General features: G+C 68.8%; 18 protein-coding genes. 11 read left to right on the forward strand and 7 right to left on the reverse strand.

All coding sequences use genetic code 11. The features are described from left to right. Entirely contained in the window at nucleotides 1-2412 is a 2412-nt protein-coding gene (locus MQN93_RS36910) for a transglycosylase domain-containing protein (RefSeq protein ID WP_242712955.1), read from the reverse strand. A 233-nt stretch (nucleotides 2413-2645) separates the two neighbouring features. On the opposite strand from MQN93_RS36910, the gene MQN93_RS36915 reads away from it, so the two are divergent. The 4 genes from MQN93_RS36915 to MQN93_RS36930 are packed head-to-tail and all read left to right on the forward strand — an operon-like array spanning nucleotide 2646 to nucleotide 6160. Beyond that, the gene (locus MQN93_RS36915; RefSeq protein WP_242712971.1) at nucleotides 2646-3446 is read left to right on the forward strand and encodes an ABC transporter permease; all 801 of its coding nucleotides are present in this window, start codon (nucleotides 2646-2648) and stop codon (nucleotides 3444-3446) included. Next, nucleotides 3439-4260: an ABC transporter permease gene (locus MQN93_RS36920; RefSeq protein ID WP_242712956.1), complete on the forward strand. Its 822-nt coding sequence runs from the start codon at nucleotides 3439-3441 to the stop codon at nucleotides 4258-4260. The genes MQN93_RS36915 and MQN93_RS36920 overlap by 8 nt, the downstream gene beginning before the upstream one ends. A 2-nt stretch (nucleotides 4261-4262) precedes the next feature. After that, nucleotides 4263-5264: an ABC transporter ATP-binding protein gene (locus MQN93_RS36925; protein ID WP_016438039.1), complete on the forward strand. Its 1002-nt coding sequence runs from the start codon at nucleotides 4263-4265 to the stop codon at nucleotides 5262-5264. Between the two features lie 32 nt (nucleotides 5265-5296). Continuing rightward, on the forward strand, nucleotides 5297-6160 hold the full coding sequence (locus MQN93_RS36930) for a DUF1707 SHOCT-like domain-containing protein (protein WP_242712957.1): 864 nt from the start codon (nucleotides 5297-5299) through the stop codon (nucleotides 6158-6160). A gap of 14 nt (nucleotides 6161-6174) precedes the next feature. On the opposite strand, the gene MQN93_RS36935 is transcribed toward MQN93_RS36930, so the two are convergent. Further along, a complete protein-coding gene (locus MQN93_RS36935; protein ID WP_242712958.1) occupies nucleotides 6175-7509 on the reverse strand; it encodes an SGNH/GDSL hydrolase family protein in 1335 nt (444 codons plus the stop codon). A gap of 187 nt (nucleotides 7510-7696) precedes the next feature. Here MQN93_RS36935 and MQN93_RS36940 point away from each other — a divergent pair, with 187 nt between their 5' ends. Together MQN93_RS36940 and MQN93_RS36945 are read left to right on the forward strand one after the other, a co-directional pair. Next, entirely contained in the window at nucleotides 7697-9097 is a 1401-nt protein-coding gene (locus MQN93_RS36940; RefSeq protein ID WP_242712959.1) for a DUF445 domain-containing protein, read from the forward strand. A gap of 53 nt (nucleotides 9098-9150) precedes the next feature. After that, nucleotides 9151-10674 (forward strand): MFS transporter, encoded by a 1524-nt coding sequence (locus MQN93_RS36945; RefSeq protein ID WP_016438035.1) that lies wholly within the window; start codon nucleotides 9151-9153, stop codon nucleotides 10672-10674. Nucleotides 10675-10806: 132 nt separating this feature from the next. On the opposite strand, the gene MQN93_RS36950 is transcribed toward MQN93_RS36945, so the two are convergent. Next, nucleotides 10807-11601, reverse strand: coding sequence for an alpha/beta fold hydrolase (locus MQN93_RS36950; RefSeq protein ID WP_242712960.1), 795 nt, complete (start codon nucleotides 11599-11601; stop codon nucleotides 10807-10809). A 62-nt stretch (nucleotides 11602-11663) separates the two neighbouring features. Here MQN93_RS36950 and MQN93_RS36955 point away from each other — a divergent pair, with 62 nt between their 5' ends. Beyond that, nucleotides 11664-12101, forward strand: a complete 438-nt coding sequence (locus MQN93_RS36955; RefSeq protein ID WP_242712961.1) for a MarR family winged helix-turn-helix transcriptional regulator — start codon at nucleotides 11664-11666, stop codon at nucleotides 12099-12101. A gap of 67 nt (nucleotides 12102-12168) precedes the next feature. Next, nucleotides 12169-12825 carry a contact-dependent growth inhibition system immunity protein gene (locus tag MQN93_RS36960; RefSeq protein ID WP_242712962.1) on the forward strand — a complete coding sequence of 219 codons (657 nt, stop codon included), beginning with the start codon at nucleotides 12169-12171 and terminating at the stop codon, nucleotides 12823-12825. On the opposite strand, the gene MQN93_RS36965 is transcribed toward MQN93_RS36960, so the two are convergent. Continuing rightward, entirely contained in the window at nucleotides 12822-13334 is a 513-nt protein-coding gene (locus tag MQN93_RS36965; protein WP_242712963.1) for a GNAT family N-acetyltransferase, read from the reverse strand. The genes MQN93_RS36960 and MQN93_RS36965 overlap by 4 nt on opposite strands. Before the next feature lie 81 nt (nucleotides 13335-13415). Here MQN93_RS36965 and MQN93_RS36970 point away from each other — a divergent pair, with 81 nt between their 5' ends. Next, complete coding sequence (locus MQN93_RS36970; RefSeq protein ID WP_242712964.1) at nucleotides 13416-14018, forward strand: nitroreductase family protein; 603 nt, start codon at nucleotides 13416-13418, stop codon at nucleotides 14016-14018. Between the two features lie 352 nt (nucleotides 14019-14370). Further along, entirely contained in the window at nucleotides 14371-14787 is a 417-nt protein-coding gene (locus MQN93_RS36975; protein WP_242712965.1) for a nuclear transport factor 2 family protein, read from the forward strand. Between the two features lie 57 nt (nucleotides 14788-14844). On the opposite strand, the gene MQN93_RS36980 is transcribed toward MQN93_RS36975, so the two are convergent. Continuing rightward, nucleotides 14845-15201, reverse strand: coding sequence for a MerR family transcriptional regulator (locus MQN93_RS36980; RefSeq protein ID WP_242712966.1), 357 nt, complete (start codon nucleotides 15199-15201; stop codon nucleotides 14845-14847). A 90-nt stretch (nucleotides 15202-15291) separates the two neighbouring features. Between MQN93_RS36980 and MQN93_RS36985 the strand changes: the two genes are divergently transcribed. Further along, nucleotides 15292-15759, forward strand: a complete 468-nt coding sequence (locus MQN93_RS36985; protein WP_242712967.1) for a hypothetical protein — start codon at nucleotides 15292-15294, stop codon at nucleotides 15757-15759. Between the two features lie 185 nt (nucleotides 15760-15944). Here MQN93_RS36985 and MQN93_RS36990 read toward each other — a convergent pair whose 3' ends face one another. Both MQN93_RS36990 and MQN93_RS36995 read right to left on the reverse strand, forming a co-directional pair. Further along, entirely contained in the window at nucleotides 15945-16457 is a 513-nt protein-coding gene (locus tag MQN93_RS36990) for a DUF6879 family protein (protein ID WP_242712968.1), read from the reverse strand. Next, nucleotides 16435-16621, reverse strand: a 187-nt coding sequence (locus MQN93_RS36995; RefSeq protein WP_242712969.1) for a hypothetical protein, incomplete at its 5' end; no start/stop codon positions are given. The genes MQN93_RS36995 and MQN93_RS36990, both read right to left, overlap by 23 nt.

Consider the following 16621-nt stretch of genomic DNA (forward strand, 5'->3'; position numbering starts at 1 on the left):
TCACTGTCTCCGGGTGCCCTGCGGGCCGCCCGGCCCCCCTGTCGTACCGCCCGTGTCCGTGCCGTTCGTGGCGCCGCCGCCGTCCGTCGTTCCGCCGTCGGTGGTGGTGCCTCCGTCGGTCCCGCCGTCGGTGGTGCCGCCGTCCGTCGTGCCACCGGTGGTCCCGCCGTCGGTCGTCCCGCCGTCGGTCGTGGTGCCGCCGTCCGTCGTCCCGCCGTCGGTGGTGGTGCCGCCGTCCGTCGTGCCGCCGTTGTCCTGGCCCTGGGTCTGGCCCTCGTCGTCCTCGCCGCCGGTGGTCGCCGTGCCGCCGTTGTCCAGGCCGCCCGTGCCCGGCTGCTCCGGGGGCTCTGTGGTGGCGGGCGGCTCGGTCTGCTCGGCGCCCGACTGCAGCTGGAGGTCGAAGTCCGACACGGGCTTCCCCTTCAGTGCGTCCCTGGTGTACTGCGCCCAGATCTCGGCGGGCGGGCCGCCGCCGTTGATGCGTTCCAGGCCCAGCGCGCCGTACAGCGACTCGTGGTGGGCGGTCTTGGGGTTCTGGCCCATCACGGAGACGACGGTGGCGAGGTCGGGCGTGTAGCCGGCGAACAGGGCGGCCATGTCCTCCTCGGCGGTGCCGGTCTTGCCGGCGGCGGGGCGGCCCGCGGCCTGGGCCGCGGTCGCGGTGCCGTTGTCGACGACGCTCTGCAGGATCGAGGTGGTGGTGTCGGCGGCCTCGCGGCTGACGGCCCGGGTGGTCTTGCGCTCGGGCAGGTCGACGACGGTCTGCCCGTCCTTGGTGATCTTGTCGATCATGGTGTACGTGGCGCGCTCGCCGTGGTTGGCGAGCGTGGCGTACGCCTCCGCCATGTCGAGGACGCTGGCTCTGGTCACGCCGAGTGCGATGGAGGGGGTCGGGGTCAGTTCGGGGGTGTCGGCGGGCAGGCCGAGGTCGATCGCGGTCTGCTTCACCTTGTCGGAGCCGACGTCGACGGCCATCTGCGCGTAGACCGCGTTGACGGACTTGTCGGTGGCGGTGCGCACGGAGATGTCGCCGTAGGAGACGTCGTCCTCGTTGGCGGGTGCGTAGCTGCCGCTCCAGCCCTGTACGGGGCGTTTGTTGGTGCCGTCGTAGTAGGTGTTGGGGGTGATCGTCTCGCCGTCCTGGGTCTCGGAGTGGTTCTGGACGGCCGAGGTGAACACGAACGGCTTGAAGGTGGAGCCGACCTGGAAGTCCTCGCGGGTCGCGCCGTTGGTGTACTGCTTGACGAAGTCGATGCCGCCGTACATGGCGACGACCTTGCCGGTCTTCGGGTCGACGGAGGCGCCGCCGGCGCGGACGTAGTTGTCGACCTTGTTGTCCTTCTTGTCGAGCTTGGACATCACCTTGTCGTCGACGGCCTTCACGAAGGCGTCCTGCTTGCTCTTCTGCAGGGTGGTGGTGATGCGGTAGCCGCCGGCGTCGAGTTCGGCGTCGGTGACGACCTTGTTCTCGGTGAGGTAGTTCTTGACCGCCTCGACGATGTAGCCGCGCTGCCCGGACATGCCGGTGGAGGCGGTCTGCTGCCTGGGCATGGGGAACTTCAGGCCGGCCCGCTTGCTCTCGGTGAGCCAGCCCTTCTTGACCATGCCGTCCAGGACGTAGTTCCAGCGGGCGACGGCCGAGGGCTTGTTCTCGGGGTGGGCGACGACGTCGTACTCGCTGGGGGCGTTGACGAGTGCGGCGAGGTAGGCGGCGTGGGCGGCGTCGAGGTCGGTGGCGTCCTGGCCGTAGTAGGCCTGGGCGGCGGCCTGGATGCCGTAGGCGTTGCGGCCGAAGTAGCTGGTGTTCAGATAGCCCTCGAGGATCTCGTCCTTGGACTTCTCGCGGTCCAGCTTGATGGAGATGAAGAACTCCTTGACCTTGCGGGTGACGGTCTGTTCCTGCGCGAGGTAGTAGTTCTTGACGTACTGCTGGGTGATGGTCGAGCCGGACTGCTTGCCCTTGCCGGTCGCGGTGTTCCAGCCGGCGCGCAGCATCGCCTTGGGGTCGATGGCGGACTCGGTGTAGAAGTCGCGGTCCTCGGCGGCGAGCACGGCGTGCTGGGCGGCCTTGGAGACCTGGGCGAGCGAGACGTTCTCGCGGTTGACCTCGCCGTCGCGGGCGATCTGGGAGCCGTCGGCGTACAGGTAGACGTTGGCCTGCTTCATGGCGAGGGAGTTGGCCGGGGGGATCTTGACCAGCGAGTAGCCGAGGTAGAACAGGCCGACCAGGACCAGTACGCCGATGACGAAGGTGCCGAGCACCATGCGCCAGGTCGGGACCAGCCGGCGCCAGCCCGTCCGCCTGGCCCGCTTCGGCTTGCCGTCCCCCTGCTCGCCCATGTCGGCGGTCGCCTCCGGCTCTCTCGGTGCCCAGCCCTGGTCCGGCTGCTGCGGCTGCGGCTCGTCGCTCATCGTGTGTACGGACTCCTGTTTCGCGTCGTACGTCGCCGTACGCCCTCGTGTGGGAACATACGTTCCCGTACGCCCTCGTACGCCTTCTGCGCCCCCTCTTGAAGACTCTCGCACCATGCGTTCCGTTCCCGGATCGCGGCACGCGTCCGGCCCGGAAAATGCGTGGCGTGCGCCACTCTCGGCGGACTAGGCTCCTGCGCTTTGGTGTCAAGGGGTCCGGGAGGTTGACTGACGTGGGCTCGGGACGGTTGTACACGGCCGTCGCAGCGGGCGGTTTCAGACGGTACGCGACGTATCGGGCGGCAACGGCGGCGGGGGTGTTCACCAACACCGCCTTCGGGATCATCCTCGTCTACACCTACCTGGCGCTGTGGGACGAGAAGCCGCACCTGGGCGGATACGACCAGGCGCAGGCGGTCACCTACGTTTGGCTCGGGCAGTGCCTCTACGCGACGCTCGCCATCCAGGGCGGCGGTTTCGAGAAGGACCTGATGGCCCGTATCCGTACGGGCGAGATCGCGGTCGATCTCTACCGGCCCGCCGACCTGCAGCTGTGGTGGCTGGCGAGCGACGTGGGGCGGTCGCTGTTCCAGCTGCTGGGCCGGGGTGTGGTCCCGTTCGTGTTCGGCGCGGTGTTCTTCCCGATGGCGCTGCCGGGCGAGGTCACCACCTGGGCGGCGTTCGCGGTCGCGCTGCTGCTGGCGATGGTCGTCAGCTTCGGCATCCGCTATCTGGCGGCGCTGAGCGCGTTCTGGCTGATGGACGGCATGGGCGTCTCGCAGGCCGTGATGATCACAGGTGTGTTCTTCTCCGGGATCGTGCTGCCGCTGAACGCCTTCCCCGGAGTGCTGGGCGACATCGTGCGGGTGCTGCCGTGGGCGGGGCAGCTCCAGATGCCGGCGGATGTGCTGATGGGCAAGACCGATCCGCTGGGGGCGTTCGCCTTCCAGGCGGTGTGGGCGGTGGCCCTGCTGGCGGCGGGGCGGCTGCTGCAGTCGGCGGCGACGCGGCGGGTGGTGGTGCAGGGTGGGTGAGCGCGGCACCCTGCTGGAGGGGCTGCGGGCGTTCCGGCTGATCGCCGGGATGTGGATCCGCTCCAGCATGACGTACCGGACCTCCTTCGTCGTCACGATGGCCGGGAATCTGCTGATGACCGGCATGGACTTCGTCGGGATCCTGCTGATGTTCTCGCAGGTCGACTCGCTCGGCGGCTGGTCGCTGCCCGAGATCGCCTTCTTGTACGGCCTGTCGGCGACCGCGTTCGGCGTCGCCGATCTGGTGCTGGGCTCGATGGACGTGCTGGGCTCCCGGATCCGCGACGGCTCCTTCGACACCCTGCTGGTGCGGCCGGTGCCGGTGCTCGCGCAGATCGGCGCGGACCACTTCGCGGTGCGCCGCCTGGGCCGGATCACGCAGGGTGCGCTGGTGCTGGGCTGGGCGCTGTGGTCGGTGGAGGTCGACTGGGACCCGGTGAAGGTGCTGCTGGTGCCGTTGATGCTGGTCAGCGGCACGGTGATCTTCAGTGCGGTGTTCGTGGCGGGCGCGGCCTTCCAGATCTACGCGCAGGACGCGGCGGAGGTGCAGAACGCCTTCACCTACGGCGGCACCACGCTGCTGCAGTACCCGCCGACGGTCTTCGGCAAGGACTTCGTGCGCGGGGTGACGTTCGTGCTGCCGCTCGCCTTCGTCAACTGGGTGCCCGCCTGCCATGTGCTGGGCCGGGCGTACCCGCTGGATCTGCCCGGGTGGGCGGCGTTCGCGCCGCCGCTGGTGGCGCTGGTGTGCTGCGCGCTGGCCGGCCTGGCGTGGCGGGCGGGCCTTGGTTCGTATCGGAGTACGGGGAGTTGAGGGTGGGCGTGAGCGTGACCGAGCAGCCGCTGATCGAACTCGACGGGGTCGAGAAGGTCTTCGACGTGCGCAGGAAGACCGGGTTCCTGAAGAGGGAGCGGCGGCAGGTGCGCGCCGTCGACTCCCTGTCCTTCACCGTGGCGCGCGGTGAGATGGTCGGCTACATCGGGCCGAACGGCGCCGGCAAGTCGACCACGATCAAGATGCTCACCGGCATTCTGACCCCGAGCGCGGGCCGGTTGCGGGTCGCGGGCATCGACCCCTCGCGCGAGCGCACCCGGCTCGCGCACCGCATCGGGGTGGTGTTCGGGCAGCGGACGACGCTGTGGTGGGATCTGCCGCTGATCGACTCGTACCGGCTGATGCACCGCATGTACCGCATCCCCGACGCCCGTTACCGCGAGAACCTCGACCGCTGTGTCGAACTCCTTGAGCTGGGCGACCTGTTGGAGTCGCCGGTGCGGCAGCTCTCCCTCGGGCAGCGGATGCGCGGCGACATCGCGGCGGCGCTGCTGCACGACCCGGAGGTGCTTTACCTCGACGAGCCGACGATCGGCCTGGATGTGATCTCCAAGGCCAAGGTGCGGGGTTTCCTCAAGGAGTTGAACGCCGAGCTGGGCACCACCGTCCTGCTCACCACCCATGATCTGCAGGACATCGAGCAGTTGTGCTCGCGGGTGATGGTCATCGACCACGGGCGGCTGATGTACGACGGCGCGCTCGCCGGGCTGCACGAGGTGGGGGAGAGCGAGCGGACCCTGGTGGTGGATCTGGAGCGGGAGCTGCCGCCCGTCGACGTGGCGCCCGCGCGGGTGGTGAAGGTGGAGGGCCCGCGGCAGTGGCTGGCGTTCCCGGCGGGCGAGTCGGCGGCGGCGCTGGTCGCGCGGATCGCGGCGGAGTATCCGCTCGCGGACCTGTCGGTGCGTGAGCCGGACATCGAGGACGTGATCGCCCGTATGTACGCGGGTGCCGTTCCGGGGCGGTCGGAGAAAGCGGTCTCGTAGCCTCCGGCCGGGCCAACTCGTAGGCTGGCCACATGACCGATGACGCCGCAGTCCCCGAACTCCGCGCATCCGACGCCGACCGTGAACGAGTCGCCGAGGTCCTGCGGGACGCCCTCGCGGAGGGCCGTCTCGACATGGAGGAGTTCAACGAGCGGCTGGAGGCCACCTACAAGGCGCGTACCTACGGCGAGCTGACGCCGATCACCCGTGATCTGCCGGTCGGGGCGGTGGCCCCGCCGCCGGTCGTGTCGCTGACCAAGGAGCCCGCCCAGAGCGGGAGTTGGGCCGGGCGGATCACCGGCGGCGAGGGGTCCTCGTCGTGGGCGGTCGCCGTGATGTCCGGCTTCGAGCGCAGGGGCCGCTGGACCGTGCCCAAGCAGTTCACCTGCGTCACCTTCATGGGCGGCGGCGAGCTGGACCTGCGCGAGGCGAACTTCGCCGACCGCGAGGTCGAGATCACCTGCGTCGCGATCATGGGCGGGGTGAACATCATCGTGCCGCCCGGCGTCGAGGTCGTCGTCCGCGGCATCGGGATCATGGGAGGCTTCGACCACCGCGAGTCGGGCGTGCCCGGGGACCCCGGTGGGCCGCGCGTCATCGTCAACGGCTTCGCGTTCTGGGGCGGCGTCGGCATCGAGCGCAAGCTGACCAAGGAGGAGCGGCGCCGGCTCAAGGAGGAGCGCCGGCAGGGCAAGCTGGACCGCAAGTCCTCCCTGCGGGAGCTGAAGGCGGACTACCGCGACGGTGCCTACGACGCGCACCGCCGGATGCTGGACAGCCACCACGACCTGATGCGCGAACGGCAGGAGGAGCGCCGGGAGCGGCAGGAGGAGCGGCGCCAGCGGCACCGTGAGCGCCGCGAGGAGCGCCACCGGCGCCGCTACGACGACTACTGACGGGCGATGGCCGGCTACAGTTCCGCGGGCGCCGAGCCCTTGAGGTCTTCCAGGTCGAAGACGTCCGCCATGCGCGCGTACCCCTTGTCGCTGGGGTGCAGATGGTCGCCGGAGTCGTAGTCGGAGCGGAGCCTGCGCGGGTTGTACGGGTCGCGCAGCGCCTTGTCGAAGTCGACCACGGCGTCGTAGACGCGGCCCGAGCGGATCTCCGCGTTGACCTGCTGCCGTACCGCCTCGCGGGCCGGGGTGTAGCCGCGGTGGCCCTGGAAGGGCATGAGGGTCGCGCCGATCACCTTGATGCCGCGGGAGTGGGCCTCGCGGACCAGGGTGCGCAGTCCGTCGAGGATCTTGTCCGGGTCGGCGAGCTGCGGGTTGCGCAGGATGTCGTTGACGCCGAGGTCGATGACGACGACCTTGACGTTCGTGCGGTCCAGGGCGTCGCGGGAGAAGCGCAGCAGGCCGCTGGGGTTGTCGGCGGGGCGGCCGAGGCCGTCGGCGAGTATCTGGTTGCCGCTGATGCCCTGGTTGACGACGCTGTAGCGCGGCAGGTCCCGGCCGGACTCGATGGCGGTGCGCAGCCGCTGCGAAAGGACGTCCGTCCAGCGGTGGTTGGCGCCCTGGGTGGACGTTATGCCGTCGGTGAGGGAGTCGCCGAAGGCGACGACGGTGCCGTCCGACTCGTTGCTCAGGACGTCCAGTGCGGTGAGGTAGCGCCAGTACGGCACCTGCTCGGTGTATCCGGCGCCGGTCGCGTCCTCGGTGCGGTCGCCCTGGGCGACGTAGGAGATCTGGCGGGCGTGCGGGTGGTAGGTGACCGGGCCGGAGGAGCTGGGGGAGTAGGTGGTGACCAGCACGTCGCTGCCCTGGGGGACGACGATGCGCACGGCGTCGCTCAGCACCTGCCGGCCGGCCGGGATGACGACCGCGGGGCTGCCGCCGAAGGTCAGCCGCCGCATGGTGTCGGCGTTGGCCGCCGGGGTGTTGTCGGCGTAGGCCACGGCGATCGAGGCGTGGGTGATGGTCAGCGGCGACTGGCCGTAGAGGTTGGACAGGGTGATGCGGGCGCTGGTGCCGCCCACGCTCGCGTGGACGACGTTGCGCACGGAGCGGCCCGCCATGCCGGTCGTCTCGGTGCCGGGCTCGGCGCCCGCGGGGGAGGCCGACCAGGCGCCGACCCAGATGCCGGTGGAGGCGGGGGCGGCGGAGTTGTGCGGGGTGCGGCCCCCGGCGAGGGTGTTCTTGCTGTCGCTGCCGTCGTCGGCCGCGACCCCGACGTACAGGGCGGCGGAAAGGCCCACGATCACGGCGATGATCGCGCAGAGCAGGGCATAACCGTGACGCTTGGTCATGCGGTGCGGTTCTCCTCGGGCGAGTGGGAGCCCGAGGCTCCGATGTGATCACCCCATGATGCGTCATGGGATGCGGGGTAGACGAACTGGACCCCCCTTTGGGTCACCGGAGTTCATGACGAACTCCCCCTTCCACCAAGACGCCGGGAACTCATCTTCCGTTCCAGGAGTCGGTCAGGAAGGGACAATGTGTGCAGGGGATCACGAACGGGTGGAGTGGATGGAACGCACGAATCCGGAAGAAACGGGTGAGCGTGGCGTAAATGAGCATGCCCACCCGGCGGCCACGGAGAACCGCACCGTGCCCGCCGCGGCCGCACGCGCGATGAACACCTTCAGCGCCGCCGACGAGGAGAAGCAGCGCGGGGTGCGCCGCATGAAACTCACCGCGACCGGGCTGCTGCTGTTCGTGGCGCTGGTCTACGTCCTCGCCAAGTGGGCGGACGACTCCGGCGCCGGCGCCTGGGCGGGCTATGTCGCCGCGGCCTCCGAGGCCGGCATGGTCGGCGCGCTCGCCGACTGGTTCGCCGTCACCGCCCTCTTCCGCCACCCCCTCGGCCTGCCGATCCCACACACCGCGATCATCCCGACCAAGAAGGACCAGCTGGGCGTCTCCCTGGGCGAGTTCGTCGGCGAGAACTTCCTGTCCCGGGACGTCGTACGGCAGCGGCTGCGCGCCGTCGGCATCGGCAGCCGGCTGGGCGCGTGGCTGGCCGAGCCCCAGCACGCGGACCGGGTGACCGCGGAGCTGTCGGCCGCCCTGCGGGGCGCGCTGACGGTGCTGCGCGACTCGGACGTGCAGGCGGTGGTCGGCGAGGCGATCACCCGTCGCGCCGACGCCCAGGAGATCGCGCCCGGCATCGGCAAGATGCTGGAGAAGGTCGTCGCCGACGGCGGCCACAAGCGGGTCGTCGACCTGATCGTGACGCGGGCGCACGACTGGCTGGTCTGGCACGACACCGAGATCATGGACGCCGTCCAGGGCGGCGCCCCCGGCTGGACCCCCCGTTTCGTCGACAAGAAGGTCGGCGAGCGGATCTACCGGGAGCTGCTGCGCTTCGTGACCGAGATGCGCGACATGCCCACCCACCCGGCGCGCGGGGCGCTGGACCGCTTCCTCACCGACTTCGCCTCCGACCTGCAGTCCGACACCGACACCCGCGCGCGCGTGGAGCGCCTCAAGGGCGAGGTGCTGGGCCGCGGCGAGGTGCAGGACCTGATCGCGTCCGCCTGGACCGCCGTACGCTCCATGATCGTCTCGGCGGCGGAGGACGAGCGCAGCGAGCTGCGGCTGCGCGTGCGGGCCTCGCTGCTGTCGCTGGGGGCGCGGATGGCCGAGGACCCGAAGGTGCAGGCCAAGGTGGACGGCTGGGTGGAGAGCGCCGCGGTGTACGTCGTCAGCACCTACCGCAAGGAGATCACCTCGCTGATCACGGACACGGTGGCGGGCTGGGACGCCGAGCACACGACGAAGAAGATCGAGGCGCACATCGGCCGCGACCTGCAGTTCATCCGGATCAACGGCACGGTGGTGGGCTCGCTGGCAGGACTGCTGATCTACGCCGTGACGCGGGCGCTCGGGGCGTAGACGCGCCGATCACGGGCACTCGAAGAGCGTTCCGCTCGACGAGGAGGGAGCCCATGTCCACTGCCGAGGCCGACACCGGACGCACCGTGACCACGAACATCCCCGCACGCCTTGACCGTCTGCCCTGGTCGCGCTGGCACTGGACGATCGTCATCGGGCTCGGGACCGTATGGATCCTCGACGGCCTGGAGGTCACGGTCGTCGGAAACATCGCCAGCCGTCTGTCGGAGCCGGGCAGCGGTCTGCCGATCACCTCCGGCCAGATCACCGGCCTCGCGGCCGCACTGTATGTGGCGGGCGCGTGCGTCGGCGCCCTGTTCTGGGGCCGGCTGACCGACCGCTTCGGCCGCAAGAAGCTGTTCATGATCACGCTGGTGGTGTATCTGGCGGCCACGGCCCTGACCGCGGTCTCCTTCTCCACCTGGTGGTTCTTCGCCTTCCGCTTCCTGACGGGCTTCGGCATCGGCGGTGAGTACGCGGCGATCAACTCCGCCATCGACGAACTCATCCCGGCGGCCTACCGCGGCCGGGTCGACCTGATCATCAACGGCAGCTTCTGGCTGGGCGCGGTCGGCGGCTCGCTGCTGTCGATCGTCGCGCTGAACACCGACATCTTCGCCAAGGACGTGGGCTGGCGGCTGACGTTCGCGCTGGGCGCGGTGCTGGCGCTGGTGATCCTTCTCGTACGACGCCATGTCCCCGAGAGCCCGCGATGGCTGCTGATCCACGGCAGGGACCGAGAAGCCGAAGAGATCGTCACGTCGATCGAGGAGCGCGTGGAGGCGGAGAAGGGGGAGCCGCTGGACCGCCCCCAGAGCGAGATCACGATCAACCAGCGGCACAGCGTGACCTTCCGCGAGATCGCCCGCACCCTGTTCACGGACTACCGCAAGCGCTCGGTGCTCGGCTTCTCCCTCTTCATCGGCCAGGCGTTCCTGTACAACGCGATCACCTTCGGCTTCGGCGCGATCCTGACGAAGTTCTTCGACGTGCCGACCGGCGACACCGGCTACTACTTCGCCGTGATCGCCATCGGCAACTTCTGCGGCCCGCTCCTGCTGGGCAAGCTGTTCGACACGGTGGGCCGCCGCGTGATGATCTCCGGCACCTACCTGCTCTCCGGCATCCTCCTCTTCGGCACGGCCTGGCTCTTCGACCAGGGCTCGCTCAGCGCGGGCACCCTGACGGCCTGCTGGTGCGCGGTCCTCTTCTTCGCCTCGGCAGGCGCCTCCAGCGCCTACCTGACGGTCTCCGAGATCTTCCCGATGGAGACCCGCGCCATGTCCATCGCCTTCTTCTACGCCCTCGGCACCGCGGCCGGCGGCATCAGCGGCCCCCTCCTCTTCGCCGACCTCACCAACACCGGCAAGGTCGCCGACACAGTCCTCGCCTTCCAGATCGGCGCGGGCCTCATGGTCGCAGCCGGCCTGGTGGCAGCCTTCCTCGCGGTACGCGCGGAACGCCGCTCCCTGGAGGACATCGCGAAGCCTCTTACAGCGGCGGCCAGTTCAGCAGCGTCGTCGGTGCGCGGGAAGACGGGGGGATCGAAGCCGGGGTCTAGTCCGGCTACGGCGTAGGGGGTGCGTTTTTTGGCCGCGGCGCCGTCTTGATGGGGGCGCTGCGGCTGCTTGGTGTGTGAGGGCGGGGCTGAGGTCCGCCTTGTGGGTGGGGGCCGAGGCCCGCCTCGTGGGTGAGGGCTGAGGCCCGCCTCACACTCGCCCGCTCGTCCGCCGCAGGTGCTCGTCGATGAGGTCGAGCGTGATCTCCGGCTGCTCGATGTGCGGAAGGTGCCCCGCCTTGGGGACGACCTCGAGCCGCCCGTCCCCGAAGGCGGCGGCGTACGCGGCGCCGTAGGCGGGCGTGACGACGCGGTCGCTCTCTCCCCACACCAGCAGCGCGGGCTGCCGTACCCGCCCGAGCCTGCGCAGCAGCTTGGGGTCGTGCATGTACGGGTCGCCGGCGAGGACGCGCATGATGGCCATGTTGGCCTGGCGGACGGCGAGTTGATCGGCGGGCACCGTGGCCGGGTCGACGTAGAAGCGGTCCGGGTCGTGCCACGAGAACTCGGCCGCGGCACGGGGATCCAGCGCGAAGAAGTCGGCGATCGGCGCGGAGTCGACATGCACGCCGACGGCATCGACGAGCACCAGCCCGCTGATGCGCTGTGCGGTGTCCCGTACGGCCATCTCGGCGGCGATCCACCCGCCGAGCGAGGACCCGACGACCAGTACGTCCGTGAGGTCACGGTCCTGGAGGAGATGGAGGTAGGCGAGGGCGAGATCGTCGATGCCGGTCAGCCAGTCGGGCCGGGGAGTGCCGTCCCAACCAGGGTGAACGGGAGTGAGGGTGCGGGAGGCCGCGGCCAGATGCTTCGCGATCCCGGCGACGGTGGCGGGACCTCCGCCACCATGGAGGACGAGAACGGGGCGGCCGGCTTCGGGGCCGGCTTCGTCGATGGTCAGGGGCAGGTCGGCGTACAGCTGCGAGCTGTGTTCTGAAGTCATGCCCGAGAGCCTAACTAAACATCCTTATGTAAGCAAGCTTGGTCTTCGCCTAAACTACCCCCATGGACACCGAAGCCCCCGTTGACCTGCAACTCCTCGGTCGAGCCGTCAAACAGGCCCAGTACCGCCAACACCGCGCCATGGACACCGCGTTGGCGGCGGTCGGCACAACCCTCGCCCAGTGGGACGCCCTCCGCGCCATCAGCCGCACCCCCGGCTCGTCGGCCCGCGACCTCGCCGCCGCCACCTTCCAGACGGAACAGGCCTTCGGCACCCTCGCCACCCGCCTCACCACCCAGAACCTCATCGAACGCCGCCCCGGCCACGGCCGCCGCATCGAACACCACCTCACCCCAGAGGGCGAGCGCATCCTGAACGCCGGCCACAAGGTGGCCAACGAGGTCCTGAAGCAGTGCTTCGCCCCACTGCCCCCGTCCGACCGCGCGACCCTCCTCGAACTTTTGCGCCGCTTGAACGAGGGGCCGAACGAGACGCCGTAGGACCACAGGCGCAATCATGGATCGGCTGTGGCGGGGACCTTCCTGACGCACGCACTGGGAGCGAATCATGAGTCAGCCACCTCCGCCGGGACAGCGCTTCTACGAAGTCAGCGATCTCCTGGAGTCCTACGCGAACAGCGGCTTCGTGTTCTCTGACACAGCCGAGGAACCTGGCCCGGGCCTCGCCTCCTATCTGAGAATCGTGGCCCGCGACCCCACACGCGGCGCCGTGGCGGTCCAGCAGCTCGACGACCTGCTCGCCGTGGGGCTGTTCTCGGAGGAGATCGCTGATGAGATCGCATGGCTGCCCGAGATCGAACCGCCCATGGGGATGAGCGTGGAGGACTGTCTCCGTATTGCAAGGAATCACATCAGCGAAGTTTTGCAGGATCCGTCTCGAGTGCCACAGCAAAATCCGCAGAACTCCTGGGAATGGAAGGAGAGGTTTCCCAATCTGGGTCAGTTGTTCGGCGCGTATCTCAACCAGGATTGCCCGGACTTCTACGACTCCTGGGAAGAAGCCGTCGATGACTATCGCAGTGAACTGATTGAAGATGAGGTCAGGGGGTCCGTCAACGAAATCACCGAACTCCTGACGATCGTCCCCTCCGAAGAGCAACTGAACCTGGCAACCAAAGCGATCGGCCTCGAAATCCTGCCGCCCCCAGGGAAGTCACTCAAGCAGTGGCTCGAGATCATGCGGGCGCGGATACTGGAACACTAGCCCTTGGCCGGCGCCGCCAACTGCTTGACGTACCGATGGCACGGAACGGCAATCGGCCCGTCGGGCCCCGCGGCCGGATAGTCGAACGCCCCCTCGTCGACCCACCCCTGCCGCTCATAGAACCGCCGAGCCCGAGCATTACCGGTGGCAACAGCGAGCCACACCCGCTCGAACCCCGCCTCCCGCCCCACCCGCTCGGCATGCGCAAGAAACGCCCCCGCCACCCCCGTACCGCGACTGTCGGCACCGACGTACAACTGCTCCACTTCGTCGCCCACCACCATGACGAACCCCGCGACTTCCCCACCAACGACCGCCACCGTCGTATCGGCCACCCGCTCAGCCGCCCGCACCCCGAACGACTCAGGCGTACGAACGGCCACCAACTCCGCAGGCACGTGCCCCAAATGCCCATCACTCCACCCACTCCGCCAGATCTCCGCCACGACAGCCGCATCGGCAGGCTCAGCAGGACGCAGGATGAGAGGCAATTTGTCGGATACGGCCATGGGGCCAGGTTAGCCACAGAAGCGAAAGGACAGCGTCAACTGCCCTTGAAGTCAGGTGCGTCAGTGGCAAGATCGACGGACATGGAATTCTCCGAGGTCGTACGCCGACGCCGCATGATCCGGCACTACTCCGACAAGCCCCTGTCCCCGGAAGTCATCGAACGCATCCTCGCCTCCGCACTCCGCGCCCCCTCGGCCGGCTTCTCGCAGGGCTGGGCCTTCCTCGCCCTGACCGACCCCGCGGACCGCGCCCGCTTCTGGCCGTTCATCCCCACCCGGGTCGAGCAGACCCCGACCATGCAGGACGCCCCGCTCGTCGTCGTACCCCTGGCCCACAAGGCCACCTACCTCAACCGCTACGCCGAGCCGGACAAGGGCTGGGAGGACCGAGCCGAGGCCCGCTGGCCCGCCCCGTACTGGCACATCGACACCGGCATGGCAGCCCTCCTCATGCTCCTGACCGCCGTGGACGAGGGCCTGGGCGCCTGTTTCTTCGGCATCATGCCGGAGCATCTCCAGCCGTTCCGCGAGGAGTTCGACGTACCAGAGGAGTACGCCCCCATCGGCGCCATCACAGTCGGCTACCGAGCCGAAGACGCACCCCCACCAAGCCCCCGCATCGCCCAACGCCGCCGCCCCGCAGCCGAAGTCATCCACAGAGGCCAGTGGGGCCAACACACCTGAGCCGACACGCCACGGCCACCGGACGCAAGGCCGCCCAAGGGCGGCCGCCCCTACGACAAACCCCACTCACCCGCACCCGGCAACGCTCCCGCACCCCAACCCACCAGCCTCCGCCGCCCACCCCTGAGGCCGCCCGGCCTCACAACACCCCGCGGTGGAGGGGCGAGCGTCAAGAGTGCAGCGAAGCGGAATCGGCGCAGCCGACGCCCGAAGGGCGCTCTTGACGCTCACCCCGGAACCGCCACGATCAGGAAACCCGGGCGGCCTTGGGCACGTTGAAGCCAACGGAACGAGAGCCGGCCAATGGACGCTCGGCTTGGTGCTCTCCACGTCGCCTCAGAGAGGACCGCGTGTGTCGCTCGCTCTTGAAGATCGCTTGGCCATCACCGAACTGGTCTCGCTGCACGGTCATCTTGTGGACGACGGATGCCTCGACCGGTTGGAGGAGTTGTTCACCGCCGACGTGGTCTACGACCTGACCGACTTCGGCCAGGAGCCGCTGCACGGGGTGGCGGCCATCCGAGAAGCGGCATGGGCGCTGGGAGCGGCCAACCCTGTCGCGCACCATGTCACCAACGTCGTCGTCACCGCGTCGGCGGACGGCCAAGTGCACGCCCGTTCCAAAGGGCTGGGCATCAAGGCTGACGGCACCTGCGGTTCTGTCTCCTACGACGACACCGTCGTGCGTACGGCGGACGGCTGGCGCATCAGCCATCGCAAAGTCTCGCCGCGCCGAACTCCCTTGAGCGGAAAGACAAAACCCGCCTGACCAGGCCCATCCCGCCCGCGCCGGAGCTACCGTCCTGTCAATCCATATCCACCCGGCTCAGCCGGCCGCCCGCAGTGGACACCCGGTGCCCACACGGGCGTCGAGTTCGGCCCGCAGGGCGGCAAGCTGCGTCATACGCGCATCGATGACCTTGATCTTCTCCGCGAACAGCGCCGACAACGCCGCCGCGGTGTCGGGCTGTTCGCGCAGTTCCTCGCGGGTCTGCGCGATCTCCGCCAGCGAGAAGCCGAGCGTCTGCGCGGTGCGCACGTACTGCAGCCAGGGCACCTCCTCCGGCGGGAAGTCGCGATACCCGTTGGCCAGACGCCGCCCCGTGACGAGACCGATCTTCTCGTAGAAACGGATGGCGTCCCTGCTCAGTCCCGCTTGCGCGGCCAGCTCCCCGATACGCACGGCTCTCCCTGAACTGCCGACTTGACCCTGGACAGTACTCCACTGTTTACCGTCGTGGCGTCCGTGCAGAAGACCAGCAGGAGCGTCACCGTGATCCGACCTGTCCCCCCGTCCCACCCCGCCTATCTGCGCGTCGTACGCACGAGTGCGTGGTACGACCTCGTGGTCACCGCCGCATTCGCCACACCGTGGACCTACGCACTGGTACACGACGCGCTGTCGAAGCTCGGCGACGCGCTCAAACTCGGCACCCTGCCCGCCCTCGACCCGATCGAGACCCTCTACGCCAACCTGATGGGCTCGGTGGTGGTCGTCTGGGCACTCCTGAGGATCATCAACCCGTTACCCGCGCACGGACTCTACGACGGCCTCGCACGCACCCTCTTCTCCACATGGCAGGCATACGCCCTGGCACACGGCGCCCCGCGCTGGCTGTGGGTGTTCCTCGCAGCCGAGATGGCGCTCGGCATCGTCCAGCTCGCACCATGGTGGCGGACCCGGCACACCGACCTCATGAACCCACCTGCCGGACAACCTCTCGGCGACGCGGGCCGGTGATACCGCGGAGGAAGCACCTGATTGGAAGTTGTTGCAGGTGATGGACGACAGCCCGCCGTTCCCGGAGCTGTGAACAGTCATCGCGCGACAGCTTTCAGGAACCCGAAGCAACGAAGACCCCCGCCGTCCCGAGTCGTTCAACGGCCTCCCCGTCCAGGTATCCCACTACTTTCTTTCCCTGCCGCTCATGCGAGTTCGTAGTCGGTGTGCGGGATGCCCAGTTGCCAGACCGATTCAAAGGCGTCGGCGCACAGCTTGATCTCCTGGGGATCCGTGCTGAGGACCGGGTCCAGACACTCGCCGTTGCCGTCGAAGTGGTTGACCAAGAGCAGTGCGGAGTCGAACAGCCAGAAGTCGTTGCCGGGCAACGCTATGCCGGTAGTCCTTCGTCGCGGAAGCCAGCGCACTTCTTCACCCGCGGCGATGTTCAGGCCGTTCGTCACCTCATACTCGAACCGGATGTACTGGCTTACGGGTTCAGACACGATGCGGGCTCGGCGGACCTTCACGCCGCGGCTCGTTGCCTCGGTCACCAGGGCTAGCCAGTCGGCCCACCTCTCGGCAGGGTCGATGGCGATGCCGGCGGTCCAGTCGACGTAAGACGGATCCGACTTCATGTAGGAGTCCCGCATCTCCAGGTGGACTGCCGACTCCCGGCAGTCGCGGAACAGTTCCTCAAACGTCGGAACCGTGCTCACGCTGTACCTCCAAGAAGAACTGAACCATGCGTCGCGGGATCTCCACGACGGACTCGTGGCCGGGGATGTCCATCTGACCCAGTCGCTCGTCGTCCAGTACCTTCCAGCCCTGTACAAGGTAGGTGTCCTTCTCGTCATCCAGGTACACCGTGGGGGAGCCACCG

The organism is Streptomyces spinosisporus (assembly GCF_022698145.1).
Classification (GTDB): Bacteria; Actinomycetota; Actinomycetes; order Streptomycetales; family Streptomycetaceae; genus Streptomyces; species Streptomyces spinosisporus.

Excerpts from the sequence above, each read along its gene's own strand:
- MQN93_RS36965 (WP_242712963.1), bottom strand. The coding sequence starts at position 13,334 with ATGGCCGTATCCGACAAATTGCCTCTCATCCTGCGTCCTGCTGAGCCT.
- MQN93_RS36930 (WP_242712957.1), top strand. The coding sequence starts at position 5,297 with ATGACCGATGACGCCGCAGTCCCCGAACTCCGCGCATCCGACGCCGAC.
- MQN93_RS36955 (WP_242712961.1), top strand. The coding sequence starts at position 11,664 with ATGGACACCGAAGCCCCCGTTGACCTGCAACTCCTCGGTCGAGCCGTC.
- MQN93_RS36970 (WP_242712964.1), top strand. The coding sequence starts at position 13,416 with ATGGAATTCTCCGAGGTCGTACGCCGACGCCGCATGATCCGGCACTAC.
- MQN93_RS36935 (WP_242712958.1), bottom strand. The coding sequence starts at position 7,509 with ATGACCAAGCGTCACGGTTATGCCCTGCTCTGCGCGATCATCGCCGTG.
- MQN93_RS36950 (WP_242712960.1), bottom strand. The coding sequence starts at position 11,601 with ATGACTTCAGAACACAGCTCGCAGCTGTACGCCGACCTGCCCCTGACC.
- MQN93_RS36960 (WP_242712962.1), top strand. The coding sequence starts at position 12,169 with ATGAGTCAGCCACCTCCGCCGGGACAGCGCTTCTACGAAGTCAGCGAT.
- MQN93_RS36945 (WP_016438035.1), top strand. The coding sequence starts at position 9,151 with ATGTCCACTGCCGAGGCCGACACCGGACGCACCGTGACCACGAACATC.
- MQN93_RS36940 (WP_242712959.1), top strand. The coding sequence starts at position 7,697 with ATGTGTGCAGGGGATCACGAACGGGTGGAGTGGATGGAACGCACGAAT.
- MQN93_RS36910 (WP_242712955.1), bottom strand. The coding sequence starts at position 2,412 with ATGAGCGACGAGCCGCAGCCGCAGCAGCCGGACCAGGGCTGGGCACCG.